Source organism: uncultured Tateyamaria sp. (genome assembly GCF_947503705.1).
Taxonomy (GTDB): Bacteria; Pseudomonadota; Alphaproteobacteria; order Rhodobacterales; family Rhodobacteraceae; genus Tateyamaria.
Genome location: NZ_CANNES010000001.1, coordinates 185,413 through 211,844, shown reverse-complemented (window position 1 = coordinate 211,844; position 26,432 = coordinate 185,413). Strand labels below are relative to the sequence as shown.

Annotated in this window: 23 protein-coding genes, 1 tRNA gene and 1 pseudogene; 12 read left to right on the top strand and 13 right to left on the bottom strand. The window is 61.7% G+C overall.

What is annotated here, in order from left to right:
* Window positions 1–144 precede the first annotated feature (144 nt).
* Window positions 145–844, top strand: a pseudogene (phnF, locus tag Q1A44_RS01025) (phosphonate metabolism transcriptional regulator PhnF).
* Window positions 845–961: 117 nt separating this feature from the next.
* Window positions 962–1,038: transfer RNA gene (locus tag Q1A44_RS01020), tRNA-Met, on the top strand.
* Window positions 1,039–1,122: 84 nt separating this feature from the next.
* Here Q1A44_RS01020 and Q1A44_RS01015 read toward each other — a convergent pair.
* Window positions 1,123–2,013: a hydrogen peroxide-inducible genes activator gene (locus Q1A44_RS01015; protein WP_299618298.1), complete on the bottom strand. Its 891-nt coding sequence runs from the start codon at window positions 2,011–2,013 to the stop codon at window positions 1,123–1,125.
* A 220-nt stretch (window positions 2,014–2,233) separates the two neighbouring features.
* Between Q1A44_RS01015 and katG the strand changes: the two genes are divergently transcribed.
* The 5 genes from katG (at window position 2,234) to Q1A44_RS00990 (ending at window position 9,868) form a co-directional block, all read left to right on the top strand.
* The gene (katG, locus tag Q1A44_RS01010; RefSeq protein ID WP_299618295.1) at window positions 2,234–4,408 is read left to right on the top strand and encodes a catalase/peroxidase HPI; all 2,175 of its coding nucleotides are present in this window, start codon (window positions 2,234–2,236) and stop codon (window positions 4,406–4,408) included.
* 142 nt (window positions 4,409–4,550) lie between these two features.
* Window positions 4,551–6,407: an aspartate--tRNA ligase gene (gene aspS / locus Q1A44_RS01005; RefSeq protein WP_299618292.1), complete on the top strand. Its 1,857-nt coding sequence runs from the start codon at window positions 4,551–4,553 to the stop codon at window positions 6,405–6,407.
* A gap of 139 nt (window positions 6,408–6,546) precedes the next feature.
* Window positions 6,547–7,893: a DUF1800 domain-containing protein gene (locus tag Q1A44_RS01000; RefSeq protein WP_299618289.1), complete on the top strand. Its 1,347-nt coding sequence runs from the start codon at window positions 6,547–6,549 to the stop codon at window positions 7,891–7,893.
* 11 nt (window positions 7,894–7,904) lie between these two features.
* Window positions 7,905–9,077: a DUF1501 domain-containing protein gene (locus tag Q1A44_RS00995; RefSeq protein WP_299618286.1), complete on the top strand. Its 1,173-nt coding sequence runs from the start codon at window positions 7,905–7,907 to the stop codon at window positions 9,075–9,077.
* 53 nt (window positions 9,078–9,130) lie between these two features.
* Window positions 9,131–9,868, top strand: coding sequence for a GNAT family protein (locus Q1A44_RS00990; protein ID WP_299618283.1), 738 nt, complete (start codon window positions 9,131–9,133; stop codon window positions 9,866–9,868).
* A gap of 43 nt (window positions 9,869–9,911) precedes the next feature.
* Here the strand turns inward: Q1A44_RS00990 and Q1A44_RS00985 are convergent, their stop codons facing one another.
* Window positions 9,912–10,631: a response regulator gene (locus Q1A44_RS00985; protein ID WP_299618280.1), complete on the bottom strand. Its 720-nt coding sequence runs from the start codon at window positions 10,629–10,631 to the stop codon at window positions 9,912–9,914.
* A gap of 130 nt (window positions 10,632–10,761) precedes the next feature.
* On the opposite strand from Q1A44_RS00985, the gene mce reads away from it, so the two are divergent.
* A complete protein-coding gene (gene mce, locus Q1A44_RS00980) occupies window positions 10,762–11,166 on the top strand; it encodes a methylmalonyl-CoA epimerase (RefSeq protein WP_299618276.1) in 405 nt (134 codons plus the stop codon).
* Window positions 11,167–11,442, top strand: coding sequence for a DUF1467 family protein (locus tag Q1A44_RS00975; protein WP_299618273.1), 276 nt, complete (start codon window positions 11,167–11,169; stop codon window positions 11,440–11,442). It begins immediately after the preceding gene.
* Here Q1A44_RS00975 and Q1A44_RS00970 read toward each other — a convergent pair.
* The 5 genes from Q1A44_RS00970 to Q1A44_RS00950 all read right to left on the bottom strand — a co-directional run bounded on the left by Q1A44_RS00970 (window position 11,399) and on the right by Q1A44_RS00950 (window position 15,174).
* On the bottom strand, window positions 11,399–12,115 hold the full coding sequence (locus tag Q1A44_RS00970; RefSeq protein WP_299618270.1) for an EI24 domain-containing protein: 717 nt from the start codon (window positions 12,113–12,115) through the stop codon (window positions 11,399–11,401). The two genes, Q1A44_RS00975 and Q1A44_RS00970, sit on opposite strands and share 44 nt — an antisense overlap.
* The gene (locus Q1A44_RS00965; RefSeq protein WP_299618267.1) at window positions 12,112–12,690 is read right to left on the bottom strand and encodes a nitroreductase; all 579 of its coding nucleotides are present in this window, start codon (window positions 12,688–12,690) and stop codon (window positions 12,112–12,114) included. The genes Q1A44_RS00970 and Q1A44_RS00965 overlap by 4 nt, the downstream gene beginning before the upstream one ends.
* A 61-nt stretch (window positions 12,691–12,751) precedes the next feature.
* Window positions 12,752–13,858: a class II histone deacetylase gene (locus Q1A44_RS00960; RefSeq protein WP_299621288.1), complete on the bottom strand. Its 1,107-nt coding sequence runs from the start codon at window positions 13,856–13,858 to the stop codon at window positions 12,752–12,754.
* 277 nt (window positions 13,859–14,135) lie between these two features.
* Entirely contained in the window at window positions 14,136–14,624 is a 489-nt protein-coding gene (locus Q1A44_RS00955; protein ID WP_299618264.1) for a VOC family protein, read from the bottom strand.
* Window positions 14,625–14,727: 103 nt separating this feature from the next.
* Window positions 14,728–15,174 carry a universal stress protein gene (locus tag Q1A44_RS00950; protein ID WP_299618261.1) on the bottom strand — a complete coding sequence of 149 codons (447 nt, stop codon included), beginning with the start codon at window positions 15,172–15,174 and terminating at the stop codon, window positions 14,728–14,730.
* Window positions 15,175–15,328: 154 nt separating this feature from the next.
* On the opposite strand from Q1A44_RS00950, the gene Q1A44_RS00945 reads away from it, so the two are divergent.
* Window positions 15,329–16,441, top strand: coding sequence for an aminotransferase (locus Q1A44_RS00945; protein ID WP_299618258.1), 1,113 nt, complete (start codon window positions 15,329–15,331; stop codon window positions 16,439–16,441).
* 54 nt (window positions 16,442–16,495) lie between these two features.
* On the opposite strand, the gene trpS is transcribed toward Q1A44_RS00945, so the two are convergent.
* Window positions 16,496–17,518 carry a tryptophan--tRNA ligase gene (trpS, locus tag Q1A44_RS00940; protein ID WP_299618255.1) on the bottom strand — a complete coding sequence of 341 codons (1,023 nt, stop codon included), beginning with the start codon at window positions 17,516–17,518 and terminating at the stop codon, window positions 16,496–16,498.
* A gap of 71 nt (window positions 17,519–17,589) precedes the next feature.
* On the opposite strand from trpS, the gene Q1A44_RS00935 reads away from it, so the two are divergent.
* Window positions 17,590–18,273, top strand: a complete 684-nt coding sequence (locus tag Q1A44_RS00935; protein ID WP_299618253.1) for a rhomboid family intramembrane serine protease — start codon at window positions 17,590–17,592, stop codon at window positions 18,271–18,273.
* Here the strand turns inward: Q1A44_RS00935 and murJ are convergent.
* The gene (gene murJ, locus Q1A44_RS00930; RefSeq protein WP_299618250.1) at window positions 18,270–19,805 is read right to left on the bottom strand and encodes a murein biosynthesis integral membrane protein MurJ; all 1,536 of its coding nucleotides are present in this window, start codon (window positions 19,803–19,805) and stop codon (window positions 18,270–18,272) included. The genes Q1A44_RS00935 and murJ overlap by 4 nt on opposite strands.
* Before the next feature lie 305 nt (window positions 19,806–20,110).
* On the opposite strand from murJ, the gene Q1A44_RS00925 reads away from it, so the two are divergent.
* Window positions 20,111–21,556 (top strand): hypothetical protein, encoded by a 1,446-nt coding sequence (locus tag Q1A44_RS00925; RefSeq protein ID WP_299618247.1) that lies wholly within the window; start codon window positions 20,111–20,113, stop codon window positions 21,554–21,556.
* Window positions 21,557–21,600: 44 nt separating this feature from the next.
* Here Q1A44_RS00925 and Q1A44_RS00920 read toward each other — a convergent pair whose 3' ends face one another.
* The 4 genes from Q1A44_RS00920 to coaBC are packed head-to-tail and all read right to left on the bottom strand — an operon-like array spanning window position 21,601 to window position 26,416.
* Complete coding sequence (locus Q1A44_RS00920; RefSeq protein ID WP_299618244.1) at window positions 21,601–23,613, bottom strand: M3 family metallopeptidase; 2,013 nt, start codon at window positions 23,611–23,613, stop codon at window positions 21,601–21,603.
* A gap of 34 nt (window positions 23,614–23,647) precedes the next feature.
* Entirely contained in the window at window positions 23,648–24,706 is a 1,059-nt protein-coding gene (locus tag Q1A44_RS00915) for a HesA/MoeB/ThiF family protein (RefSeq protein WP_299618242.1), read from the bottom strand.
* Complete coding sequence (gene dut / locus Q1A44_RS00910; RefSeq protein WP_299618239.1) at window positions 24,706–25,167, bottom strand: dUTP diphosphatase; 462 nt, start codon at window positions 25,165–25,167, stop codon at window positions 24,706–24,708. The genes Q1A44_RS00915 and dut overlap by 1 nt, the downstream gene beginning before the upstream one ends.
* Window positions 25,168–25,222: 55 nt before the next feature.
* A complete protein-coding gene (gene coaBC, locus Q1A44_RS00905) occupies window positions 25,223–26,416 on the bottom strand; it encodes a bifunctional phosphopantothenoylcysteine decarboxylase/phosphopantothenate--cysteine ligase CoaBC (protein ID WP_299618236.1) in 1,194 nt (397 codons plus the stop codon).
* Between the last annotated feature and the right edge of the window lie 16 nt (window positions 26,417–26,432).

Sequence of the window (26,432 nt, the reverse complement as noted above, 5' to 3'; positions counted from 1 at the left end):
GTGTTGATCAACTTCGGCAGCCCTCGCGCCGCGCCTGGTATTTTTGTCAAAGGCGCTTTGCATCTCGACAACTTGCCCCAATCCTATACAACTATACATATCTTATCAGAATTGTGGCCAAGCGACAGAAGAGATTTGCCAAAAATGAGTGAGACCTCGGGCAAAACCCCAATCTGGCAGGCCATTGCGAGTGCTTTGCGCAGCGAACTGGCTGAAGGACGGTATGGCCTGGGTGCCAAGCTGCCGACAGAGGCGGACCTCGCCCACCGCTTTGGCGTGAACCGTCATACAGTGCGGCACGGGATATCGGCGCTCGTGGCCGAGGGGTTGATCCGAACCCGTCGTGGTGCCGGTGCATTTTTAGCCGCCAAGCCCACGGACTACCCAATCGGTAACCGCGTCCGGTTTCATGACAACCTGATCGCTGCGGGTCGTCGGCCGGAAAAGTAACTTCCCCAAGTCGAGGAGCGTGCGGCCACTGAAGTGGAGGCGCAGGCCCTCGGGATTGGGTCACAGGCGCTGGTCTGTGCCCATCACGGGCTGTCCTTGGCAGATGGCCACCCCATCGCGGTGTTCGAAAGTGTGTTTCCGGTGTCCCGGCTGCCCGGCATCACTGCCGCGCTGCGCGAGATCACCAGCGTGACTGAGGCCTTTCAATTGGTTGGCGTCCACGCGACTGACGGCGGAGCGTGCCGACGCGACCCAAGCGCTGCATCTTTTGGTGAACGAGGGCGATCCGCTGCCACGCTTCACGGGCCTGAATGTGGATGAAGCTGGCCAACAGGTGGACTATGGCCGGTCGTGGTTAGTCGGGGACAGAGTAACTCTGACGCTCGACACCTGATGCGGCAAGCGCGCCTGTTTCGCGAGAGGCTAGCATGTCCCAACATTTTTGACACCTTTCACGTTTGATGCCCTTGCGGTCCCGTGCGGAAGGGACTAAACCGCGCAAACCAAATGGCGCGGGATGGAGCAGCCCGGTAGCTCGTCAGGCTCATAACCTGAAGGTCGTAGGTTCAAATCCTACTCCCGCAACCAAAAACAAACGCCCTGCAGTTTCGACTGTGGGGCGTTTGTTTTTTGTCCGTGCTTCGTTTGGCCAAGCAGGTGCGCGCAGAGTGCTCAATGCCCTGCACAGGTCTGAACGATTGCAGCCAGTTCGGTGAGCTGGTTTGCCAACGGATTGCTGTTGCGCCAGACCATTCCCACCGTTCGTGTAGGTTGGGGTTCGGCAAAGCGGGCGATGCCAACGGGTGCGGACTTTGTTTCGATCTCGACCGCCATGTCCGGGATGAGGGTCACGCCGATACCGGCCCCCACCATTTGCACAAGCGTCGACAGCGATGTGCCGTCCAACCCGTCGCGCGGACGCCCGCCGCCTATATTGCAGAACGACAGGGCGTGATCGCGAAAACAATGCCCTTCTTCCAACAGCAACAGGCGCATATCGCGCAAGGCCGCCTGATCAGGGGTTGGCAATGCCGCATCGGCAGCAGGGCGCACCAAAACGAGGTCTTCGGTAAAAAGGGCCGTTTCGGTCAGCGCGGCATCGGCAATAGGCAAGGCAACGATAGCGGTATCAATCTTGCCTGCGTGCAATTCATCAACCAGGCGGGCGGTGACGGTTTCGCGGACATGCACGTCAAGATCAGGATGACGTGTCGCCAGATCACTGATGAGCGTGGGTAAAAGATAAGGGGCGATGGTCGGGATGACGCCGATGCGTAAACGGCCGACCAGCCCGCATTGGGTGGCACGGGCCAAATCGCCCAAACCGTCCACTGCACGCAAGATGTCGCGGGCGCGGGCACCAAATTCTTCGCCAAAGGCGGTCAGCCGGACCTGTCTTGGCCCACGTTCGAACAAGGCAACGCCCAGAGATTGCTCCAACTCTTTGATTTGTACCGACAGGGCGGGCTGAGAGATTGCGCAGGCATCTGCGGCACGGCCAAAATGCGCCTCTGCCGCGAGGGCTTCAAAATATCGTAACTGTTTCAAGGTGATATTATTCATAGTCTGAAATTATGACGACCATCAGAAAATGCAACTTAAGTTTATGGTAGGCCTTTGTTAGGATGATTTTAATTTGGGAGAGTTGGCCACAAGTCGAATCGGTGGTCCTGCGTGTTGTGGGGCGTCTCTGACTTATTTGAACGCAAGTCTAGAATCGTTCAAAATCGGGCCTAGCTCTTTCTCGAACCGAAAACAGAACCTACCCAGAACGGAGAACATCATGGACGGAAACGACGTTGGCAAATGCCCAGTCATGCATGGCGCAAGCCTTGCAACCACATTTGGCGGCCGCACAAACGAAGACTGGTGGCCCAACGCCCTGAAGGTCGACGTGCTGCACCAGCATGGTAAACCGACCGATCCGATGAACCCCGACTTTGACTACCGCGAAGCGGTCAAGGGCCTAGATTTCGACGGGATCAAGGCGGATCTGCACGCTTTGATGACTGATAGCCAACCCTGGTGGCCTGCGGACTGGGGACACTATGGCGGCCTGATGATCCGGATGGCGTGGCACGCGGCTGGATCCTACCGCAACTTTGACGGGCGCGGTGGCGGCTCTACCGGCAACCAGCGTTTTGCGCCCCTGAACTCCTGGCCTGACAACGCAAGCCTCGACAAGGCGCGTCGTTTGCTTTGGCCCATCAAAAAGAAATACGGCAATGCGATTTCCTGGGCGGATCTGATGCTGTTGGCGGGCAATGTGGCCTATGAATCAATGGGCCTGAAGACCTTTGGCTTTGGTTTTGGCCGCGCTGACATCTGGGCGCCAGAAACCGACATCAACTGGGGCGAAGAAGACGAATGGCTGGCCCCGTCAGAAAACCGCTATGAGGATCTCGACGACCCCTCGACCATGTCCAACCCACTGGCGGCGGTGCACATGGGGCTGATCTATGTGAATCCCGAGGGAGTGAACGGCAATCCTGATCCGGCCCGCACCGCACTGCACGTCCGTGAAACCTTTGCCCGTATGGCGATGAACGACGAAGAGACCGCCGCGCTGACCGCAGGCGGCCACACTGTCGGCAAGGCGCACGGCAATGGTGATGCATCCGCTTTGGGCGTCGAGCCTGAAAGCGCAGGCATCGAGGCACAGGGCTTTGGTTGGGCCAACCCGAACCAGACGGCGGATGCCAATTCGCATGTGACCTCTGGCATCGAAGGGGCCTGGACAACCGAGCCGACCAAGTTCGACATGGGCTATTTCAAACTGCTCTTTGGCTACGAGTGGGAACTGACCAAATCGCCCGCCGGTGCCAACCAGTGGAAGCCCATCGACATCAAGGAAGAAGACATGCCCGTGGACGCCACAGATGGCGTTACCCGGACAATGCCCATGATGACTGACGCGGATATGGCGATGAAGGTCGACCCGGCCTATCGCGCAATCTGCGAAAAGTTCATGGCGGACGAGGCCTATTTCCGCGACACATTTGCGCGTGCCTGGTTCAAGCTGACGCACCGCGACATGGGCCCCAAGGTCAACTATATCGGCCCCGACGTTCCGGCCGAGGACTTGCTGTGGCAAGATCCCGTTCCCGCTGGAAAAACCGATTATGACGTGGACGCCGTCAAGGCCAAGATCGCGGACGCTGGCATCAGCCAGGCTGACATGATCACGACCGCTTGGGACAGTGCCCGCACTTTCCGTGGGTCGGACAAGCGCGGCGGGGCCAATGGCGCACGCCTGCGTCTGGCACCGCAAAACGGGTGGGAGGGCAACGAGCCCGAGCGCCTGGCCGCGGTACTGGCCAAGCTGGAGCCCATCGCCGCCGACACCGGCGCATCCATTGCGGATGTGATCGTGCTGGCGGGTAACATGGGTGTTGAGGCTGCAGCTAAAGCAGGCGGGTTCGACATCGAAGTGCCCTTCACCCCGGGCCGTGGCGACGCCACCGACGAAATGACGGATGTCGACAGCTTTGACGTGCTTGAACCAGTCTCGGACGGGTTCCGCAACTGGCATGCCGACACGGCCAAGAAAAGCCGCGAGGATATGTTCCTGGACCGGGCCCAACTCTTGGGTCTGACAGGGGCGGAAATGACCGTTCTGTTGGGTGGTATGCGGGTCTTGGGCACCAACCATGGCGGCACCTCCCATGGCGTGTTCACCGACCGGGTGGGCCAGCTGACGCAAGACTTTTTCGTCACCCTGACTGACATGGCATATGTCTGGAAGCCCGGTCCGGACGGGGTCTATGAAATCTGCGATCGCGCTACAGGCGACACCAAATTCACCGCGACCAGCGCGGATCTGGTGTTTGGTTCCAACTCGATCCTGCGCGCCTATGCCGAGGTTTATGCTCAGGACGACAATGCCGAGAAGTTCGCGCATGACTTCGTTGCCGCCTGGACCAAGGTGATGAACGCGGATCGTTTCGACGTCACCTAAGACGCCTTCAAACGGCAAAGACAGACGCGGGCCTTGCAAAGGGCCCGCGTTTTACGTTTGTGACATGCCCTTGCCGCCTTGACTTTCCACCCCCGCCCCGGTGTATCTGCGCCGATCTTTATACGCCCGAAGGGACCAACCCATGCATGCTTATCGCTCACACTCCTGCGCCGCGCTGACCTCGGCCAATGTGGGTGACACCGTTCGCCTGTCGGGCTGGGTGCACCGGGTGCGCGACCATGGCGGCGTGCTGTTCATCGACCTGCGCGACCATTACGGGATCACGCAAGTTCTGTGCGACGGCGACAGCCCTGTCTTTGCCGAAGTGGAAAAGCTGCGCAGCGAGTGGTGCATTCGCATCGATGGTACGGTCAAGGCCCGCGACGAGAGCCTGATCAACCCCAAGCTGCCCACAGGCGAGGTCGAGGTTTACGTCCGTGACCTTGAGGTGCTTGGGCCTGCGGGCGAACTGCCCCTGATGGTATTCGGCGATCAGGAATACCCTGAAGAAACGCGGCTGACTTATCGCTATCTCGACCTGCGCCGGGAAAAGATGCAGGCCAACATGAAGATGCGGTCGGACGTTGTGTCCTCGATCCGCAAGCGCATGTGGGATCGCGCGTTCCGCGAGTATCAAACGCCGATCATCACCGCGTCTTCGCCCGAAGGCGCGCGTGACTTTCTGGTGCCCTCGCGTCTGCATCCGGGAAAGTTTTACGCTTTGCCGCAAGCACCGCAGCAGTTCAAACAGCTGCTTATGGTCTCGGGCTTTGACAAGTATTTCCAGATCGCGCCCTGTTTCCGCGACGAGGACCCGCGCGCTGACCGTTCGCCCACCGACTTCTATCAACTTGACCTCGAAATGAGCTTTGTCGAGCAGCAGGACGTATTCGATACCATCGCCCCCGTTCTGGCGGGCGTGTTCGAAGAGTTCGGCGGTGGCAAGAAAGTCGACGCACCCGAGAGTTGGGAGCAGATCAGCTACCGCGATGCGGCCCTCTGGTATGGCAGCGACAAACCCGACCTGCGCAACCCGATCAAGATGCAGGTGGTCTCCGAACACTTCCGCGGCTCTGGCTTTGCGATTTTTGCGAAACTGCTGGAGCAAGAAGGCACCGAAGTGCGCGCGATCCCTGCCCCAACGGGCGGTAGCCGCAAGTTCTGTGACCGCATGAATGCCTACGCCCAGAAAGAAGGCTTGCCCGGTATGGGGTACATCTTCTGGCGCGACAAAACAGCGGATTCCGTGGCGCAAGAGCTGGGGATCACCGTCAAAGAGGCGCAGGCCAAGCTGAAATCCGGTGAAGTCGAGGGCGGCATGGAAGCTGCCGGGCCGCTGGCCAAGAACATCGGGCCCGAACGGACCGAAGCCATTCGCCAGCAACTGGGTCTTGGCAAGGGAGATGCGGCGTTCTTCCTCGGTGGCAAGCCGAAGTCCTTCGAGGGGGTCGCAGGCCGAGCCCGCAACGTTATTGGCGAAGAGCTTGGCCTGACGGATCAAGACCGCTTTGCCTTTGTCTGGATCGTGGATTTCCCGATCTACGAAAAAGACGAAGAGACCGGCAGGATTGACTTTGAACATAACCCGTTCTCCATGCCCCAAGGCGGGATGGAAGCGCTGCAGGGCGATCCGCTGGATGTGCTGGGCTATCAATACGATCTGGCTTGCAACGGCTATGAACTGGTTTCGGGCGCCATCCGGAACCACCGGCCCGAGATCATGTTCAAGGCGTTCGAGATCGCTGGCTATGACGAGGCCGAAGTGCGCAAGCGGTTCGGCGGTATGGTTAACGCGTTCCAATACGGCGCACCGCCCCACGGTGGCTGTGCTGCAGGCATCGACCGGATCGTCATGCTGCTGGCCGGTGAACAGAACATCCGCGAGGTGATCCTGTTCCCGATGAACCAGCGGGCCGAAGACCTGATGATGGACGCGCCGTCCGACCCCACCAGCGACCAGCTGATGGAGATTGGACTTCGGGTTATCCCGCAAGACTAGGCAATCCTGCGCTCATTTCTCGGCAACGGGCGGTGCAAATTGTGCCGCCCGTTGTTATGTTATGGGCAGAGGCAGTGAGTGAGCGTTGGGCGTGGTGCAGTTTGATCGTCAGTTGGCGGAAATCCGGTTCGGATATGGGATGTCGCCCCTGGTGCCTGGCCCCACGGACGTGGACGCGATGCTGCGCGGCCTGCAAGGGCCGGATGCTATCGTGGACCGGTTCCCCATCGAACCTTTCAGCATCTTTCGCCAACGCATGGTCGCCGTCCGTGAGCAGATAACGATCCGGCGCAAGAACCGAGGCACGCCAGCCGCCGCAGCCGCACGCAAACAGCGCAACGTCCTGAATAAGGAAGCGCGGATCGCGATGTTCGAGTGGTTGGGTCAAACCATGCTGCGCCGCGCGCATACACCGACCGCCTTTCGAGAACGGTTGGTGGCCTTCTGGGCGGATCACTTTACCGCCTTGGGCAAGGCCGGCGTCGCCCGCCGCGCCACGTCGCCCTATATCGAAGATGCCATTCGCCCCAACCTGAACGGCAATTTTGCCGACCTCTTGCAGGCGACTGTGATGCACCCGCTCATGCTGGACTACCTTGATCAAATCCAGTCCATGGGGCCGGAAAGCGAACGGGCAGCCAAAATGGGGCCCAAGAAGAAGCGTGGGCTGAATGAAAACCTCGCCCGCGAGGTCATGGAATTGCATACGCTTGGTGTGGACGGGCCCTATACCCAAGAGGACGTTACCCAGCTGGCAGAGCTTTTTACCGGCATGTCGTTCCAACCGCGCAACGGCTTCAAATTCCGCAAGGATTTTGTCGAGCCTGGGGCGGAAACGGTCTTGGGCAAGACTTACCCTGATGCTTACAACGTGGCGCCTGTCAGGGCGGTTTTGTCGGATCTGGCAACCCATCCGGCCACAACCCGGCATATCGCGCATAAACTGGCCGTGCATTTCGTGACGGACGATCCGGACCCTGATCTGGTCGACCATATCGAAGCAGCTTTTGCCAAATCCGGCGGCGAGTTGATGTCGCTCTATGAGGCGCTGGTAACGCACCCGGCGGCCTGGGCACCCCAGTTGGTCAACTTCAAGCCGCCGATTGATTTTGTCTCGTCTTCTCTACGGGGCCTCGGCCTGCCGGACGGAGCGTTCGCCGCGTTCACAGAGAGGGACTTCAGGCAGGTTTTTGCAACCGGCCTTGTCCTTATGGGACAGCAATGGGAGCGCCCCGGCGGGCCGGACGGCTGGCCCGAAGAGGACGGTGAGTGGATCACGCCTCAGGGTCTGGCCGCGCGCGTCCGTTGGGCCATGGTGATGCCGCAGCGGATCATGGGCGGTGCACTGCCCGATCCACGTGAATTTGTCGAAACCGCGCTCGGCCGACATGGCAATGACGCGGTACGATTTGCCGCCGCCGCTGCCGAAAGCAAACCCGAAGCCATCGGCCTTGTGCTGATGTCGCCCGCCTTTCAACGCCGATAAGGAGCCTGCCCATGACGTCTGAACTGTCGCGCCGCACGTTCCTCACCCGCACTGGGCTGTTGGGCTGTTCGCTGGCGGCCAGCCCGCTGATCACGCCGGTCAGCTTTGCGCAAACGCCGTGGGACACGCGCCTCGTGGTCATCATTCTGCGGGGCGGGATGGACGGCTTGGACGCGGTGCAACCTTATGGCGATCCAGCCTTGCGGACTTTGCGCGGTGATCTGTCGGCTGGCCCGCAAGGTGGCGCGATCGACCTTGACGGCTACTTTGCGATGCACCCGGCTTTGGCCCCGCTGGTGCCCATGTGGGAGGCGCAGCAACTCGCCTTTGTTCACGCGGTGTCGACCCCTTACCGCGACAAGCGCAGCCACTTTGACGGGCAGGACCTGCTGGAGGCAGGGACATCAGAATTGGTGGGTGCGCGTGATGGCTGGCTGAACCGTATGTTGCAGGCCGTGCCCGGCGTGCATGCCCAGACCGCCTATGCCATTGGGCGCGGGGACATGCAGGTGCTGCAAGGGGCCGCAGAGGTTGCCAATTGGGCTCCGGGGTCCGAGCTGCGGCTTAGCCCGCAGGCGATCCGATTGATGGAACTTGTCGCGGCATCCGATCCCGCCATGCTCAATGCTCTTAACGAGGCGCAACTGCTGACCGAAGCGAGCCGCGAAGGCGTGACGCAACGGGTGCCCGGCTATGTCCAGGTCGCGGAGTTTGCAGCCCAGCAATTGTCTAAAGACGCGCGGATCGCCGCGTTCAGCTTGAATGGCTGGGACACCCATAGCAATCAGGGCAACACCTTGCGCCCCGCGCTGGAACGTCTGGCGGAGACCCTGACGACCCTCAAATCCAAGATGCGCGGGAACACATGGAAAAAAACTGCCGTTATCGCGATGACAGAATTTGGGCGAACTGCGCGCCAGAATGGCACACGGGGAACGGACCATGGCACCGGGGGTCTGATGGTGCTGGCCGGTGGCGCCATTCGGGGTGGTCGGGTCTATGGCGATTGGCCGGGCCTGGGGGACGGTGCGCTATACCAAGACCGCGACCTGATGCCGACGGGTGACGTGCGCGCCCATACGGGTTGGATCATGCGTGGATTGATGGGCTTGGACCAATCCGTGATCGAAAACGCGATCTTCCCGGGGGTTGATCTGGGCAGCGATGCGGGTCTGTTGCTGTAGTCGCGCGGTCAAAACCGCTTGGCCTTGGGCGGAACTCTGCCTAACGTTCGGGCATGTCATCGCTCTATCAGATCAACGCCAACCCGGTTCCCGATTGGACGCCGCCCCCGCCGCCAGACACGTCGACTGTTTTGACGGGCCGGTATTGTCGGTTGGAGCCTTTGGTGGCTGAAAAACATGCCGCTTTGCTGTTTCGCTCTTTCGTTGGGCATGACCACGTATGGGATTACCTCTCCTATGGCCCGTTTTCATCCTCGGCGCAGTATCACCGGTGGGTGCGCGAGACGGAAACCGCGTCTGACCCGCAATTCTATGCCATTCGCAATGGGGACAGCGGCGCGTTTGAGGGGGTGGCAAGCTTTCTTCGGATCGCGCCCAAGGCGGGGAGCATCGAGGTGGGGCACATCAATTTTAGCCCCGCTTTGCAACGCACCCGAGCCGGGACCGAGGCGATCTACCAGATGATGACTTGGGCCTTCGATGCAGGCTATCGTCGCTTCGAGTGGAAATGCGATGCGCTGAACATGGGGTCACGCCGCGCGGCGCAGCGCCTTGGCCTGAGTTATGAAGGGGTGTTTCGTCAGGCGACCGTTGTCAAAGGGCGCAATCGTGACACCGCCTGGTTCGCAGCCATCGACCAGGAATGGCCCGCCTTGAAAGAAGCCTTTGGCGCATGGCTGAACCCATCGAATTTTGACGCAGACGGAAAACAGATCGAGAGCCTGGCGGATTTGACCCGCCTGGTCCGGGTGGCCGATGATCCGGCGCTCAACGGGGCAGCGCACCATTGAGCACGGCGGTCTGTTCGCCCTCGGGCGCGCACCGCCTGCTGTTTCAAATTGCGATCTTTTCCGCCAATCGCTGCTGCACCAGACCCGCGACAACCGCCGCCTCTGAAGCCGCAGCATCACCGCGTGCGCGTTTCGCGGCCAAGGCGTCAGCGGCCAGAATAAGGTCATTGTCTTCGGCACTGCGGGCCACGCCGCCCAGAAACTGGGCGATATAATCCAGCGTCCGGGTGTCACCATCACTGTCCAATACGTCCGCGACATGGGCCATATCATCGCGATAAGCGATCGGGTCGGGATTAACCACATCCTGGGTCACGGCCCGTGGCCCGGTTGGGCGGCGGTCGTCAGGCAGGTTGGCCAGGATGCGGTCCTGGAACAGAGCAAGGGCCGTCACCGGCTTGGCAAGGAACCCATCGGCACCAGCTTCCATCGCGGCCGCTTCGCCATTGTCATCCCCTGACGTGCCCAGAATCACCTCGGGGCGGGGGCTGGCCTGCGCCAGTTCGGCAATCAGATCGGCACCGCTGCCATCAGGCAGGCCAAGGTCGATGATCGCCACGCTGGGGCGGTACACCTGTAGATGTCGGCGCGCGGCGCGCAAGGTGTCGGCCCGCCTGATCCGCGCCCCGCTGCGCAAGCAGAGCAGGCGCATCGCCTCGCAGGCATAGCGGCTGTCCTCGATCACAAGGACGGTCAGGCCCAGCAACGGGCGCATCGCCGTGGGTGCGGGGTAATTCGGCTTGAACGGGTCAGTCGTATCCATCACATCCTCCTGCATATGGTGCTGCGCCATCGTTACGCACCGTTGGCTAACAGTACGTTAACGCCGAACCCTTGCGCGGAGCTTTCCCCTTGGCGATAAGGACGAGACCCTGATGCAGAGGAGCCTGACGATGATCGGACGACTGAACCACGTGGCCATTGCCGTGCCTGACCTTGAGGCGGCCGCCGCCCAATATCGCGGTGCTTTGGGGGCCACCGTCGGTGCCCCGCAGGACGAACCCGACCACGGCGTCACGGTCATCTTCATCGAGTTGCCCAACACCAAGATCGAGTTGCTTTACCCTCTCGGCGATGACAGCCCCATCAACGGCTTTCTGGAAAAGAACCCGTCGGGCGGCATTCACCACATCTGCTACGAGGTCGATGATATCCTGGCGGCTCGTGACCATCTGCAAGCCACCGGCGCCCGCGTTCTGGGCACCGGGGAGCCCAAGATCGGAGCCCATGGCAAGCCGGTTTTGTTCTTGCATCCCAAGGACTTCAACGGTTGCCTCGTCGAGCTGGAGCAAGTGTAGATGGGCATCACCTCAGCCCTCGTGCTCTATGCCGTGATCTGGTGGATGTGCTTTCTGATTGCCCTGCCGATCAAGGTGCAGACCCAAGGCGACCTGGGCGAGATTGAGCCTGGCACCCATGCGGGCGCGCCCGAGCATCACCACACAAAGCGCAAGGCCTGGATTGTGACCTGGGTGGCGCTGGTCTTGTGGATAGTCATCGCGGGGATCATCCTGTCGGGATGGATTTCGCTTAGCGATATGAACTGGTTCGACCGCGCCCTGCCGCCCCTGTAAGCCCATGATATAAATGGGTAAACGTGGCGGCCCCGACGATCGGGATCAACAGGTTGATCAGTGGCACGGACAACGGGATCGCCATCAGAATACCCGCCAGCCAGATTGTGCCGGAGTGTTTCTTGCGCAACTCTTTGGCCCCGGTGCGGCCCACGCGGCGCATGGCCACCAGCGTGAAGTATTCACGGCCCAGCAGGTAACCGTTTAAGGCCCAAAAGATGAAGACGGCCGCGGGCAGGAAAATCGCGTAGACGATCAGCGCCAGAATGTTGGCTGCGATCAGTACGCCGAGGAAATTGACCGTGTCCACGACCGCGTCGCCAAAGGGGACTTTGGTGGGGGGTGGCAGGTCATAATGCCTGTCCTCAACTGCCTGTGCCACCTCGTCCAGAAACATGGATGTGATGGCCGAAGCCACTGGCATCATTAGGAAAATTGATAGGATAAAGAAGAGGAAGAACGACCCCCAAGTGATGATGTCACCGAACCATGTGATCTCTCCGATCCAGGGGACGGTGAGGGTGTCGGCGGTCAGTATTCCGATCAGCCAGACAAAGCCTGAGGTGGCCGCAATCAACAGCGCGATGGTGAGCGCGATGCCCAAGAGAAGGACCCGGCGAAAGCGTGGGTCGCCGATCTGGCCCAAGGCCGCGAAAAAGGACGTGAGGATCATGTGTCGACCCATTCGGTGATCGCGCCGAGGTCGGGGCGGGGCCGGTCGGGCGGCGCACTGGTTTCTGTGGCGATATGGATGAAGCCTGCGATGCGCTCATTGTCTTTCAGATCAAGGGCTTGGGTCATGAATGCGCGATCGTGACTGGGCCAGCCGCTCAGCCAATTGGCGCCCCATCCTGCGGCAAGCGCGGCATTCAAGAGCGCCAGACAGACGGCACCTGCGGAGTAGGTTTGCTCAATCGCGGGGATCTTTTCGGACGGTTTCTGAACCTCGATAACGGCGACGGCGAGGTGGCCCTGATCGAATTGCGCACGGCCCTTGGCGATTTGCTCTGGGTCTAAGCCATTGGATTTTCCGCACTTTTCCGCAGTTTCGGCCAGACGCGGCATGGCGGATTTTTCGATGACGATAAAGCGCCACGGTTCGAGCTTGCCATGGTCGGGCGTGCGCGCGGCGCCGGTCAACATAGGTTCCAGCTCGGCCCGCGTGGGGGCGGGGCCCGTCAGCGTTTTGGCCGGGCGCGAACGGCGCGTCAGCAGGAAGTCGAGGGCGGCAGGGTTGGGTACGGGCATATGTTACGCCTTTTTACATCTATGACCCCATGTCGGGGCTTTTGCGTATGATTACAAGGGGTCAGAGGCCCAATTGAGTGGCCATATGGTCGATTTCGCCGCGCAGGAACGCGTCAAAGCGGGGGCCGGGTTGGCGGACGTCGAAGGTGTGCTCGAACGGGTCGGGGGCGGTGATGGTGCTGCCTGACAGGGCCTCAATCGTGGCGTGGCCGCAGAAGGGAACATAGGCCTCGGAATAGCCGCCCTCGTGCACCAGGACGAGGTTTCCGTCGCAGATACGCTCGGCTAACCCTTTGATCTGTAATGTCATTTGGCGGAACGTGTCTGCGGTGGCCAGCATCCGTGCCAAAGGGTCGATGGCGCTGGCGTCATAGCCGCAGGCGACAATGATCAGGTCGGGGTTGAAGGCCTCGATGGCGGGCAGGGCCACGCGTTCCATGGCGTGCAGATAGGCGGTATGGCCGGTGCCTGCGGGCAGAGGCAGGTTGATGTTCAGGCCCTCGCCCGGGCCTTTGCCGCGATGAGCTAAGTCACCGGTATCTAACGGATAATTCCCCTCCTGATGGAAGGAGATGGTCAGCACATCGTCGCGGTCATAATAGATCGCTTCGGTCCCGTTGCCGTGGTGCACGTCCCAATCCAGCACCGCAACCTTGAGGTCGGGGCGGGTGGCCTGGGCGGCCTCAATCGCGACGGCGATGTTCGCTAACAGACAGAAACCATTGGGAAAATCGGGAAGGCAGTGGTGGCCCGGCGGGCGGCTGAGGGCGTAGGCATTGGTGTGGGTGCCGTCCAACACTGCCTCGACCGCCGCGATGGCAAGGCCGGTGGACAGCGCGCAGATCTCGTAACCGCCCGCGGCGAAGGGGGTGCGGCGACCCAGTTCGCCCCCGCCTGCGTCGGATAACTCTTTGAATTCCTGTAAATAATAATCGGGGTGCACGCGCTGCAACTGTTCAGTCGTGGCGGCAGGCGCAGAAGAGACAGCGAGGTCGTTGATCAGCCCGGTGACGTCCATCAGGTTCTTGAGCCGCCGCTTTGTTTCGGGGCTTTCGGGCAGGCCGCCCGCGGCCAAGGGTTGCACCAGACCGCCAATGGGCAGGGTAAATGTATAGTTGCCACCGCCGTGCCAAAGCGTGCGTTCGTCGTGGTAAAACCCTGTGCTCATGATCTGGCCTTTCTGCTGCCCTGCGACGGCAAAGTGACCGAGCGGGGCGGGCTTGTCCATCAGCAGCGTACGCTGTGTTAACCGTGGGAAACAGCGCCACAAACTGGCGATATGGGCGCAGGAAATGAGCAGTCTTGCCGCGCTTCTGTACGTTTTGAGCACCCGGATTCGGCCCGGTTTGCCCCCGCATTTCAGAAAATGAGCAGTTTGCCACCGGGTCTGTACGTTTTCCCGTCAGGCCGTCCAAACAGCCCGGAAAAAGGGTTAATGCAGGCGATTATGTCGCAGCTTCGGCCAGAAGCGCGGGTACGTCCAGTCGGTCATTGACCATGGCCAATGTTCCGTCCGGCCCGCGCGGCCAATCGACCGGGTCGCGATCCACATAAAGCTCGACCCCGTTGTCGTCGGGGTCGCGGAAATAGACCGCCTGCGACACGCCATGATCCGCCGCCCCGTCAAGCGGTGTGCCATGATCCAGCACCCGTTGGAGCGCAGCTCCGAGCGAGGCGCGGTCGGGAAAGACAAAAGCGGAGTGATAGAGCCCGGCGGCCCGCACGGGGGCGGCCCCGGCTCCTTTGGAATGCCAGGTGTTCAGCCCGATATGGTGGTGGTATTCGCCCGCGGCGAGAAAGGCCGCCTGATCGCCATAGCGCTGCGTGACGCTGAACCCCAACACGTCGCTGTAAAAGTGGATGGCACGGTCGAGGTCAGTGACCTTGAGGTGGATGTGGCCGACGCGGGTGTCGGCGGGGACGGTGGCGGGCATGATGTGCTCCTGTCTTGAGGTCTGACAAAAGCTATGGCCTGCCGCCGTCCCGGACAATGCGCGCGGGCGCGCAGTGTTGGTGCGCGCCGGTGGGGCTATGGCCTCAGGTCACGGAGAGGCAGGCGCATTCTGCCAGATGGTTGACCCGTTGGGTTGTGCTGCCCAGCACCAGCGCACCTACGCCGCCCAGCCCCCGGCGGCCCGTCACGATCAGGTCGGCGCCCACGGATTTGGCCACGGCGATGATCTCGTCCGCAGGTTCGCCCGCGTTTGTGTGTACGCCGGTGATGGTCTGGTTGCAGTCCTTGGCCACATCGCGGGCCGAGGTCACGATGGCGGCGGCCGCTTTTTCCACCTCGTCGGCGTGGGGCATGGTCGTGGCGGCGTGATAGCCCGCAACCGCGCCGAGGGCGAAAGCGACCGTATGCGGCTGCGGTGTGTGCACCAGATGCAGCTCTGAATCGTATTTCTGAGCAAGATCACAGGCCAGCCGCATCGCGTTTTTCGCCGTATCCGACCCATCATAGCCGACAACAATTTTCGCAAACATATCGCTTCTCTCCCTTTTAGGTGTGGCTGCGAGGGTAATGCCCTGGCTGGCTTGGCGCGTTGATATGGGTCAATGACCGCGCCGAGGCTGGTGAAGGGGCCGGTTTTGGCCCTAGAAAGGCGCATTGACCTTTTTCCCCGGGGGACTCCTGCCCATGCTGATTGAGCCGTTCAAAGTCGAGATCTGGATGAACGAGTGGGAAACCCGCTGTGCCTATAATCTGGCGGAAACCTGTGTGGCGAGCATCACCATTGATGAGCTGTTGCACCTGGCGGGCCGGAACCATGCGGACCTGTCAGAGCTTTTGCCGATGAAGATGACCTATGGTGCCATCGAAGGGTCGACGCGATTGCGTCAGGCGATTGCCGATATGTATGCCGATCAGTCCGTCGAAGATGTGACCGTGACCCATGGGACCATCGCGGCCAACATGCTGGTCCACAAGGCGCTGGTGTCGCCGGGCGACCGGGTTGTGTCGATTGTGCCGACCTATCAGCAGCACTATTCCATCCCCGCCAGTATCGGGGCGGATGTGGCGCAGTTGCGGTTGCGGGCTGATGATGGGTTTTTGCCTGATCTGGACGCTTTGCGGGCCATGGTCACACCCGGCACGCGGTTGATTGCCCTGACCAACCCCAACAATCCGACCGGAGCCCTGATCCCCCGCGCGATGCTGGAAGAGATTGCAGGGATTGCGCGGGATGCGGGGGCCTACGTGCTGTGCGACGAGGTCTATCGCGGGACAGGGCAGGTGGGCGACGGGATGTCCGCCTCTATCGTGGATGTCTATGAGAAGGGGATCAGCACGGCGAGCACGTCCAAGGCGTTTTCACTGGCTGGCTTGCGCGTGGGCTGGATGGTGGCGCCTGCGGAGGTGACAGAACAGGTGTTGATCCACCGCGATTACGACACGATTTCAGTGGGGATGATCAACGATCACTTTGCGGCGCTGGCGTTGGAGAACCGGGACAAGATCCTGGCCCGAAGCCATGCGATCACGCGGGGGAACCTGGCCTATTTGTCTGACTGGATCGAAGGTCAGCCGCGTCTGTCCTGGGTCAAACCGCAGGCGGGGACAACCGCGATGCTGAGGGTCGAGACGGAGGGGACGGCGCGGGCGTTTTGCGTGGACCTGCTGGAGAAGACGGGCGTGATGCTGACACCCGGTGATGCGTTCGAGATGGAGGGCTATGTGCGGATCGGGTTTGCCAATGACCCGGATGTGCTGCGCACGGGTCTGGCGAAACTGGGCGATTACCTGAGATAGGGGCGCGCCATCCCCGCGTCCCCGTAAGGCGGATCTTGATCCGCCATCGGCGGTTCAGCTGCCGACCATCCCGACGATCTCATAGGTCTTTTTCAGGATCGGCGCGGTGATTTCGCGCGCCTGTTCGGCGCCGCGGGCCAGAACCTTGTCGATCTCGGTCACGTCATCCATCAGTCGGGCCATCTCGCCCGAAATGGGCGACAGTTTCGCCACGGCCAGATCGGCAAGTGCTGGCTTGAACGCGCCGAATTGTGCGCCGCCATGTTCGGCCAGCACCTGATCGACGCTCAGGTCGGCCAAGCCCGCATAGATGTTCACCAGATTGCGCGCCTCGGGCCGGTCCTCAAGCCCCTTGGCCTCGGACGGCAGGGCGTCGGGGTCGGTCTTGGCCTTGCGGATCTTTTTCGCAATCGTGTCGGCATCGTCGGTCATGTTGATCCGGCTGGCATCGGAGGGGTCGGATTTCGACATCTTCTTGGCGCCATCGCGCAGGGACATCACCCGTGTCGCCGCCCCCTCAATCACCGGTTCGGTGATGGGAAAGAAATCGACGCCGAAGTCGTGGTTGAACTTGGTGGCGATGTCGCGGGTCAGTTCAAGGTGCTGTTTCTGATCCTCGCCCACCGGCACGTGGGTGGCGTGGTAGATCAGGATATCGGCGGCCATCAGGGCCGGGTAGGCAAAGAGGCCCAGCGACGAGGCTTCGGCATTCTTGCCCGCCTTGTCCTTGAACTGGGTCATCCGCTGCATCCAGCCCATGCGGGCCACGCAGTTGAAGATCCACGCCAGTTGGGCATGTTCGGGCACCTGGGATTGGTTGATCAGGATCGACTTTTCCGGCGAGATGCCCGAGGCAATGAACCCCGCCGCCAGTTCGCGCGTATTGTGGCGCAGGGTCGCGGGATCGAGAAACTTGGCGGTGATCGCGTGCAGGTCGACCATGCAATAGACCGTCTCAAACGCTTCGTCCTGCATGGACACGAACCGTTTGATCGCCCCCAGATAGTTGCCAAGGGTCAGCCCGCCGGACGGCTGGATGCCGGAGAAAACACGGGGGGTGAAAGAGCTGTCTGACATTGGAACCTCTGGGCATTCTTGCGTGGCTGGCTTACCCATGGGGGCCAGTAGCGTCAAGTAAGGCCCGGCCCATGTCCAACCACCCCGATCCCAGCCCCGTGAACCCATTGCCGGCCCCTGTCTGGATGCTGTTTATCGTCCTTGCGGGTGTCGAGGGGATGTTCAGCCTGGGCGAGGCGGGCCTGATCGGTGGGCCGTCCGCGGTGGGGTGGCGCTTGCAGGCCATCAATGACTACGGATTTTCGGGATCGGCCTTTGATTTCATGCTCGCCAATGCGCGGCTGTTGCCCGAGCATCTGATCCGCTTCCTGACCTATCCCTTTGTCCATGGTTCCTTTACCTCGACCATTTTTGCAGGCGTGATCCTGTTGGCCATGGGCAAGATGGTGGGCGAGGCCATGGGCGGCTGGGCAGTTGTCCTGCTTTTTGTTTTGTGCGGGGTGCTGGGCGCGGTCGTTTTTGGCCTGCTTACAGATCAGGCCTGGATGATCGGGGCCTACCCGTCGGTCTATGGCCTCATTGGGGCCTATACGTTCCTGCTGTGGCAGCGGCAGGTGGCGACGGGCGGGCCGCAGGCGCAGGCCTTTACTCTCATTGGTTTTCTCATGGGTATTCAGTTGGTGTTCGGCATCTTTTTTCAGGTGGGGTACACGTGGGTTGGCGAGCTTGCGGGCTTTGTCGTGGGCTTTGCCCTGACTGCCTTTGTCCTGCCGGGGGGCATGGCGCGTCTGGTGGCGGTTTTGCGCCGCCGCTAGCGACGAACGGCCCGGCGGATGTCGGACAGGCGCAGTGCGCCCGTGATGTGGGCCATGCCGAAATAGCTGATGATGCCGATGGCGATCAGTACGACCAGCGCGCCATAGCGCACATAGGCCGCGCCGAGGGCGGGCGACAATGCCACCGACGCCATCCACAGCGCGACGCCCATCACGGCGGCAGCCAGCACGATCCGGGGCAGCCGCTGGCGATAGCGGGTGTCGAGCGTCGTGACCTCGCCCAGGCCCCGCACCCCCCAAAAGAGCAGGCCCAGCATGACCCAGCCCGCCACCGTTGTGGCAATGGCCGGGGCAATCCAGCCGATCACGGGCGCAAGCCCAATGGCAAGTGCCGCGTTGATGACCATGGCAACCAGCGCATAATGGAAAGGCCGTTTGGTGTCGCCCCGCGCAAAGTATTGCGGTTGCAGCACTTTTTGCAGCACAAAGGCCGGCAGCCCCAGCCCGTAGATTGCCACGGCCACCGCGATGGAAGCCACGTCATCTGCACCTGTCTGTCCCCGCTCAAACAGGACCGAGACCAGCGGCAATGGGATCACCATCAGCGCCACGGCAGAGGGGATGGTGAGCGCCATGGAAAACTCGGCCGCGCGGGAATAGGCGTCGCGCGCGCCAGTGTAATCCTCGGCCTTGAGCCTGCGCGCCAGATCGGGCAGCAGTACGATCCCGACGGCAATCCCCACCACGCCAAGCGGCAGTTGATAGAGCCTGTCGGCGGCAAAAAGCCAGCTGACCGCGCTGTCGAAGCGGCTGGCCACCAATTGGCCCACGACGAGGTTGATCTGCATCACGCCGGTCGCCAGCGCGGCGGGCACCGCCGTGCGCACCATCTTGGCCATGTCTGGCGTCCATTTCGGCAGGCTGAGGCCGAGGCCAAAGCCCGCCCGTGACGCGGCCCCCCAGGTCAGCGCAAGCTGTGCCACGCCCGCCAGCGGGATCGTCCAGATCAGCCAGGTGATGATCGCCCCGCCTGTGAACCAGGCCAGCGCCATCGCCGCGATCACCAGCACATTGAGCAGGACGGGGGCCGCTGCCGCCGCAGCGAACCGGCCCGTCGCGTTCAGCACGCCCGAGAACAACGCCGAGAGCGACATGAAGAAGATGTAGGGGAACACGATCCGCCCGAATTCCACCGTCAGATCAAAGCGTTCTGCGTCGAACCCGCCTGCCGTCGCCCAGACCAGCGCAGGCATGAAGATCATCGCCAATCCGGTCAGCATCAGCGTGGCCAGCGCCAGCAGGCTAAGTGCGTCGCGCCCGAACGTGGCGGCCCCCTCGTCCCCTTCCAGCTTGGCCGAGAACATCGGGACAAAGGCCGCGTTGAACGCCCCTTCGGCAAAGAACCGTCGGAACATGTTGGGCAGCCGGAAGGCGGCGACAAAGGCGTCCATCACCGGGCCGGGGCCGATCAGCGCCAGCAGCATGATCTCGCGCACAAAGCCCAGCACGCGGCTGGCCAGGGTCCAGAAGCCCACGGTGAGGAACCCGGACATGAGGCGGATCGGTTTCATGAGAATGGCGTAGCGGCTGGGGAACGGCGGTGCAACGGGTTTGGGTGCAACGCGGGAGGGCGGTGCGTGATGTGGTGGCCGTTCTGGCCCTGACGCCCTGGCGCAAAAGTCACATCAGATATCCGGGTGCGCAGCGCAGATGCGGGCCAGGCGAGCGGGGGTGACGACACTCGGACCTCGTCGCCAACAAAATCCATAAGCGCAAAGGTTGAGAAGTTTTCCGCATACGATTTATGGTTGAATTGAGGCCCGCCTTATAGCCTCGGTGATAAACAACAAAGACACAAACCAAAGGTCAAAACGCCATGAGCACGATTACTTTTGAAATCAATGATAATACCGGTCTGACGGACGACCAAGGCATCGTATATGTCGCAGGCTGGATCAATGGCGGGAGCTATGATTCCACGGCACACACAACCGATTTTAAAATTTTGGGCAGCACTGGCGCATTTGAGGCGACCACTGGCAGCACCTTGCCCTTTTATCCCCTGTCGACAATGCCCCCGGTCACCCTGACCGACACCACAAACGGCAATGATCGCCTTGTGTTCATGGTCAGCACAAAGGCACCCAAGGCCCTGGACCTGCTGGCGCAGACCTGGACCAGCAAGGACAAGAAAACCGGTAAAACGATCACCCATGACGTCTATGACGATGTGCAGATGTATACCCAATACCCCTATCTGAATGCGCCGGGAGTGGCCGCTGAGGGCCCTTATGATTTCATCGAATTCGGGATGGATGCGGCCTTTGACGTGTCGGCGGTGGATGGGATGTGTCTGAACCTGAACTTCACAGTCTCCGGCAATGGCGGCGCGCCTGACGAAAGCTTTGGCGTGGACAGTTCTGTGACCCGGGCCGATATTGCGTCGGCCTATACCGCGTTTCTGGCCAATCAGACGGGCATTGCCGGATCGGACGCCTATAGCGTGTTGCTGTATGATGCGCCGATCACGGGCAGCATTTATACCCCGCCGTTGGTGGCGGGCCAGTTCTTTGCCCTGACCGGCCCCAACGACTATCTGGCCGCGACAACCAGCAACTATTCGACCTCATCCGGAAGCGCGCTGGAGACCTATTGGACGGCGACCCTTCAGTCGTTTTTTCAGGATGGGAACATGCTGTCCATCAACCTGTCGGGGGACGCAACGAACCCCAACATTTATGCGGGTACCTGCCAGACCAAGACCAACCCGACCACCGGCACCGATATGCTGGCCTATAGCCTCAGCAACGGCACAAACACCTATGACTTCTTTACCCCGCTGGGGGCCGATCCGGTGACCGCGCCCAACGAATTGCAGGGTGCGCAATACGTGTTTCAGCAGGCCTTTACCGATGATCTGACGCCGGGCGTGACTGCGCCGGAGGCGATGCTGCTTCAGGACACGATCTGGGAGGCGCTGTGTCGCGGTGTGGCCCTTGACGGTGTGGGCGCGCTGGGCGCGACCGAGACGCCAACTGCCTTCAGCACGACCGCCTGGAATGACGACAGCAAGTGGTACAGCGCGACGGCCATCAGCCAGCTTTATGCCAAGTTCCTGCACACCAGTGACGTGAACGGAAATGATTACCGCACGGTGGGCACGACGCCCATCATGATCGGTGGGGCGGCCTATGGCTTTTCCATGGATGAGACGCCGATTGGGCCCTATTCCGGTGGTCAGGTCCCGTCGAAAACCCTCGCCAATATCAGCGAAGGCACGGTGACAGTGAATGTGGGCCCTTGGGTGGCTGCATCGACCTAAGCGTTTGCATATGGCGGTCGGTTTCGCGCCGACCGCCATGATGTTTATGCCGCAAGCCCGCGACCCCGGAGCAAGGCATCCACCCCCGGCAGCCGTCCACGGAACGCCACATAAAGGTCGGCGGCATCCGCACTGCCGCCGGTGCTGAGGATGTTGTCTTCCAGCGCCTTGGCCTTGGCGGGATCGAAAGCGCCGCCTGCTTCCTCGAACGCGGCAAAGGCGTCGGCGTCCATCACTTCGGACCACATGTAGCTGTAATAGCCCGATGAGTATCCGTCGCCTGCAAAGACATGGGCGAAATGTGGTGTCGCGTGGCGCATCCCGATCGCGTGGGGCATCCCCATTTCCGCCAGAATTTCGGCCTGGCGCGCCATTGGGTCGGCGGGTGGCGTACCCTCGTGAAAGGCCAGATCGACAAGGGCGGAGGCCACATACTCTACCGTCTGGAACCCCATGTCATAGGTGGCCGCCGCCAGCACATTGTCGAGCAGTTCGGCAGGCATCGCCGCGCCTGTTTCGGCATGGGTGGCGTATTCGCGCAGCACCTCTGGCACGTCGAGCCAGTGTTCATAAAGCTGGCTGGGCAGTTCCACGAAATCGCGCGCTACGGATGTGCCCGATACGCTTTCGTATGTTACGTCCGACAGCATCTGGTGCAGCGCGTGGCCAAATTCGTGAAAGAGCGTGCGCGCATCATCATAGCTGAGCAAAGCGGGATCGCCCTTGGCAAAGTTGCAGACGTTGATCACCACGGGTGTTTGCGGTTCAGGGAATTTGGCTTGCGACCGCATGGCCGAACACCAGGCCCCCGACCGTTTTGAGCCGCGCGCGAAATAATCCCCGATGAAGACGGCGATATGCTTGCCGTCGCGGGTCACCTCCCATGCGCGGCAATCGGGATGGTACAGCGGCACGTCCAACGGTTTGAAATTCAGGTTGAAAAGGCGGGTAGCGCAAGCAAATGACGCCTCGATCATGCGGTCGAGTTGGAAATAGGGTTTGAGTTCGGCCTCATCCAGATCGTGCAATGCCTTGCGCCGTTTTTCGGAATAGAACCGCCAGTCCCATGGTTCCAGCGGGCCGTTCACGCCATCGTCGCGCATCATCGCCTCAAGCGCCTCGGCATCGGTTTCGGCGCGGGCCTTGGCGGGGCCCCATACGGCCATGAGCAGATCGCGCACGGCGGCGGGCGTCTTGGCCATCTCGGTTTCCAGCTTGTAATCTGCGAAGCTGTTATACCCCAATAGGCTGGCACGTTCGGCCCGCAACGCCAGGATTTCTGCAGCGATGGCGCGGTTGTCGGTGTCGCCCCCGTTGGCTCCGCGCGCGGCCCAGGCTTTGTATGCCTTTTCGCGCAGATCGCGGCGGGTGGAGAATTGCAGAAATGGCGTGATCAATGACCGTGACAGGGTGACCACCGGCCCGCCCGCGTCCTTTTCATCGCCTGCGGCATGGGCGGCATCAATGACAAAGGGCGGAAGGCCCGCCAGATCCTCTTTGGCCAGCGTCATGAACCAGGAACGCTCGTCCGCCAAAAGGTTCTGGGTAAACTGCGTGCCCAGCTCGGCCAGCCGCCCCTTGATCACCTTGATCCGGTCCTCATCCGCGCCTTTGAGCGCGGCACCAGAGCGGACAAAACCGCGATGGGTCAGCATCAGAACCCGGGCCTGTTCGTCGGTCAGGTCGAGGGTGTCGCGTTGCGCCCACACGTCCGCTATTCGTTGATATAGGGCGGCGTTGCCGGAAATCTCGGCAAAATGCGCGGCAAGCTTGGGCGAGAAGTCGCGTTGCAGGGCCTCGCGGGCCGGGTTGCTGTCGGCGCCTGCCATGGAAAAGAACGGCCCCAGCACCTTGTCGAGGTCACGGCCTGCGGCCTCCAGCGCTTCGATCGTGTTGGCGAAGGTGGCGGGGCCGTCTGTGCCGGTAATCGCGTCGATCTCGGCCCGGTGATTGGCCAGCGCCACATCAAGAGCAGGGGCGAAATCATCGTCGGAAATGGCGTCAAAGGGGGCAATCTGAAACGGGGTGTCCCAGTCCTGCAAAAGCACGTTGGTCATTAAGGTCTCCTTTGGAGGATATGTAGGGCGGGGTTCACCCCGCCGCCACTGCCGCGTCACCGCAGATGGGGCAATCGGCGCGGCGGGTTACGCCGATCTTGCGGCTTTCGCCATAAAGCGCGTCATAGATCACCATGTCACCGCGCAACGGGGTACCAGCACCGGTGATCAGCTTGATCGCCTCGACGGCCATCATGGAACCGATCACGCCGGGCAGGGGGCCGATCACGCCCGCCTCGGCACAATTCGGGGCAAGCTCTGGCGCGGGGGCCTTGGGGAACAGGCAGCGATAGCAGGGCGCGCCGTTGGCCGGGTCAAAGACGCTGATCTGCCCTTCCCACTGGGTCAAAGCGCCGGAAATCAGGGGGATGCCCCGCGCGACGGCGGCGTCATTTACCAGATAACGCGTGTCGAAATTGTCGGTGCCGTCCAGCACCAGGTCATAATCCGCGAACAGTCTGTGCGCGATGCCGGCCGTCAGCCGCTGATGATAGGGGCGCACAGTGACAAAGGGATTTTGGGCCTCCATCGCGGCTTGGGCGGAAAAGACCTTGGGCGTGCTGATGTCGCCGTCCCGGTGAATGACCTGCCGCTGGAGGTTGGCATTTTCGACGATGTCATCGTCAATAACCCCGATGGTGCCGACGCCGGCCGCCGCCAGATACTGCAAGGCAGGGGCACCAAGCCCACCTGCGCCAACGACCAAAACGCGTGCCTCTTTCAACGCCTTTTGCCCGGTCCCGCCAATCTCGCGCAGCACGATGTGCCTGGCGTAGCGGTTCAATTCGGTGTCGGAAAACGAGCCCTGCTGTTGTGCGGTTCCTGAGGGATGCCGCGTTTGGGCCCGGCCGCGCAGCCGTTGCAGCCCAAATCGATAAGCCAGAACCAGTGCCGTAAACCCACCTAGGATCAGCCAAAAGGCTGGGCTTTCCCCCGTCGCCATCCGCAGTGGATGCCCATCCGGGAAGGCCACGTGAAGCCCCAGCACTGCCACATAAAGCAGCCCAATCATGGTCCACCTGGCCGAGCGGGGCGCCTTCATCAGCGCGCCCATGCCCCAGATGCCCGCCGCCATGGCAAAGACCAAAACCATCAGTCTGCCCCCGTCGATCCAAAGCCACCTTTTCCGCGCGCTGTCGCATCCAGCGCCTCGACGATGGCAAATTCTGTTTGCAGGACGGGGGCCACTACCATTTGCGCGATCCGCATCCCATGGGTGATCTCGAACGGGGAGTCGCCGGTGTTCAGCACGATCACCCCAACCTCGCCACGGTAGTCGCTGTCGATGGTGCCAGGGCTGTTGACCAGCATCAGCCCGTGTTTCAGCGCCAGGCCGGACCGGGGCCGCACCTGCACCTCAAATCCCAGGGGGATCGCAATGGCGAGACCGGTGGGCACAAGTGTCCGTGCGCCCGGAGCCACGACAACCCCCTGACGGTCCGCAAAATTCGCCCGGATGTCGGCCCCTGCCGCCCCTGCGGTTTCATAGCCGGGCAAGGCCACATCCGGGTCCGCACCGGGCATGCGCATGATTTCAATCACCACGGCTCCCATCTTCATTGTTCCTCAAAATACTCAAAAAAACCGGGTCACTTTTGCCCAGTTAAGGTCAGGTGATCGCCGCCGCCACCCGTTCCGCCAATTGCGCGGCCACGTCTGATTTGGACATGCGCGGCCAGGTTTCCGCCCCTGCGTCGCTGATCAGGGTCACGGCGTTTTCGGACCCGCCCATGATGCCGGTTTCGGGTGATACGTCATTGGCGACGATCCAGTCGCAGCCCTTGCGCGCCCGTTTGGCGGTGGCATGGGCGATCACGTCGTCGGTCTCGGCGGCAAAGCCGATGACGAGGCCGGGACGCCCCTTGGTCATCTGCGCCACGCCCGCCAGGATGTCAGGGTTTTCCGCAAATTCCAGCACAGGCAAGCCGTCCTTTGATTTTTTCAGCTTGCGGTCGCTGGCGCTGGCCACGCGCCAATCGGCCACGGCGGCGGCAAAGATGGCGGCATCGGCAGGCAAGGCGGCGGCGACCGCATCACGCATTTCGTGCGCCGTTTGCACGGGCACCACCTGCACCCCGGGCGGCGGGGGTACGTCGGCCGGCCCGGTGACAAAGACAACTTCGGCCCCCAGCCCTGCAAGGGCGTACGCCAGCGCGGTGCCTTGCGCGCCCGAGGACCGGTTGGCGATATAGCGGACGGGGTCAATGGGCTCGTGCGTGGGCCCGGAGGTGACGAGCACCCGTTTGCCCGCCAGCGGGCGTGGCCCGAAATGAGCGGCCACCGCGTCTACGATCTCAAGCGGTTCGGACATGCGCCCGGGCCCGTGTTCGCCGCAGGCCATGTCGCCCTTGTTGGGGCCCACGATTGCAACGCCATCCGCGCGCAGCTGCACAAGGTTCCGCTGGGTTGCAGGGTGATCCCACATGCGTACGTTCATTGCGGGCGCAATCATCACAGGCGTGTCGGTGGCCAGCAGAAGGGTCGAGGGCAGGTCGTCGGCGCGGCCCTGCACCATCTTGGCCATGATGTCTGCGGTGGCCGGGGCCACAAGGATCAGGTCCGCAGAGCGGGAAAGCTGGATATGGCCCATCTCGGCCTCGTCCGTCAGATCGAAGAGATCGCGATAGACCTTGTGACCGGCCAGGGCCGACACCGACAAGGGCGTCACAAACTGCTCTGCCGCGCGGGTCAGCACCGGGGTCACATGGGCGCCGCGCTCGCGCAGACGGCGGATCAGGTCGAGGGCCTTGTAGGCCGCGATGCCGCCTGTGATGATCAGCAGAATGCGCTTGTCGGTCAGCATGTTGCTCGCTCCGCCA

Bases quoted from the DNA above. Each gene is read 5' to 3' on its own strand.
- mce (WP_299618276.1), top strand. From the start codon at position 10,762: ATGATCGGACGACTGAACCACGTGGCCATTGCCGTGCCTGACCTTGAG.
- Q1A44_RS00995 (WP_299618286.1), top strand. From the start codon at position 7,905: ATGACGTCTGAACTGTCGCGCCGCACGTTCCTCACCCGCACTGGGCTG.
- Q1A44_RS00975 (WP_299618273.1), top strand. From the start codon at position 11,167: ATGGGCATCACCTCAGCCCTCGTGCTCTATGCCGTGATCTGGTGGATG.
- Q1A44_RS00985 (WP_299618280.1), bottom strand. From the start codon at position 10,631: ATGGATACGACTGACCCGTTCAAGCCGAATTACCCCGCACCCACGGCG.
- Q1A44_RS00965 (WP_299618267.1), bottom strand. From the start codon at position 12,690: ATGCCCGTACCCAACCCTGCCGCCCTCGACTTCCTGCTGACGCGCCGT.
- Q1A44_RS00950 (WP_299618261.1), bottom strand. From the start codon at position 15,174: ATGTTTGCGAAAATTGTTGTCGGCTATGATGGGTCGGATACGGCGAAA.
- Q1A44_RS00955 (WP_299618264.1), bottom strand. From the start codon at position 14,624: ATGCCCGCCACCGTCCCCGCCGACACCCGCGTCGGCCACATCCACCTC.
- murJ (WP_299618250.1), bottom strand. From the start codon at position 19,805: ATGAAACCGATCCGCCTCATGTCCGGGTTCCTCACCGTGGGCTTCTGG.
- dut (WP_299618239.1), bottom strand. From the start codon at position 25,167: ATGGGAGCCGTGGTGATTGAAATCATGCGCATGCCCGGTGCGGACCCG.
- coaBC (WP_299618236.1), bottom strand. From the start codon at position 26,416: ATGCTGACCGACAAGCGCATTCTGCTGATCATCACAGGCGGCATCGCG.
- Q1A44_RS00915 (WP_299618242.1), bottom strand. From the start codon at position 24,706: ATGGTTTTGGTCTTTGCCATGGCGGCGGGCATCTGGGGCATGGGCGCG.
- Q1A44_RS00920 (WP_299618244.1), bottom strand. From the start codon at position 23,613: ATGACCAACGTGCTTTTGCAGGACTGGGACACCCCGTTTCAGATTGCC.
- Q1A44_RS00990 (WP_299618283.1), top strand. From the start codon at position 9,131: ATGTCATCGCTCTATCAGATCAACGCCAACCCGGTTCCCGATTGGACG.
- Q1A44_RS00935 (WP_299618253.1), top strand. From the start codon at position 17,590: ATGTCCAACCACCCCGATCCCAGCCCCGTGAACCCATTGCCGGCCCCT.
- trpS (WP_299618255.1), bottom strand. From the start codon at position 17,518: ATGTCAGACAGCTCTTTCACCCCCCGTGTTTTCTCCGGCATCCAGCCG.
- katG (WP_299618295.1), top strand. From the start codon at position 2,234: ATGGACGGAAACGACGTTGGCAAATGCCCAGTCATGCATGGCGCAAGC.
- aspS (WP_299618292.1), top strand. From the start codon at position 4,551: ATGCATGCTTATCGCTCACACTCCTGCGCCGCGCTGACCTCGGCCAAT.
- Q1A44_RS01015 (WP_299618298.1), bottom strand. From the start codon at position 2,013: ATGAATAATATCACCTTGAAACAGTTACGATATTTTGAAGCCCTCGCG.
- Q1A44_RS00945 (WP_299618258.1), top strand. From the start codon at position 15,329: ATGCTGATTGAGCCGTTCAAAGTCGAGATCTGGATGAACGAGTGGGAA.
- Q1A44_RS00970 (WP_299618270.1), bottom strand. From the start codon at position 12,115: ATGATCCTCACGTCCTTTTTCGCGGCCTTGGGCCAGATCGGCGACCCA.
- Q1A44_RS00960 (WP_299621288.1), bottom strand. From the start codon at position 13,858: ATGAGCACAGGGTTTTACCACGACGAACGCACGCTTTGGCACGGCGGT.
- Q1A44_RS01000 (WP_299618289.1), top strand. From the start codon at position 6,547: ATGTCGCCCCTGGTGCCTGGCCCCACGGACGTGGACGCGATGCTGCGC.
- Q1A44_RS00925 (WP_299618247.1), top strand. From the start codon at position 20,111: ATGAGCACGATTACTTTTGAAATCAATGATAATACCGGTCTGACGGAC.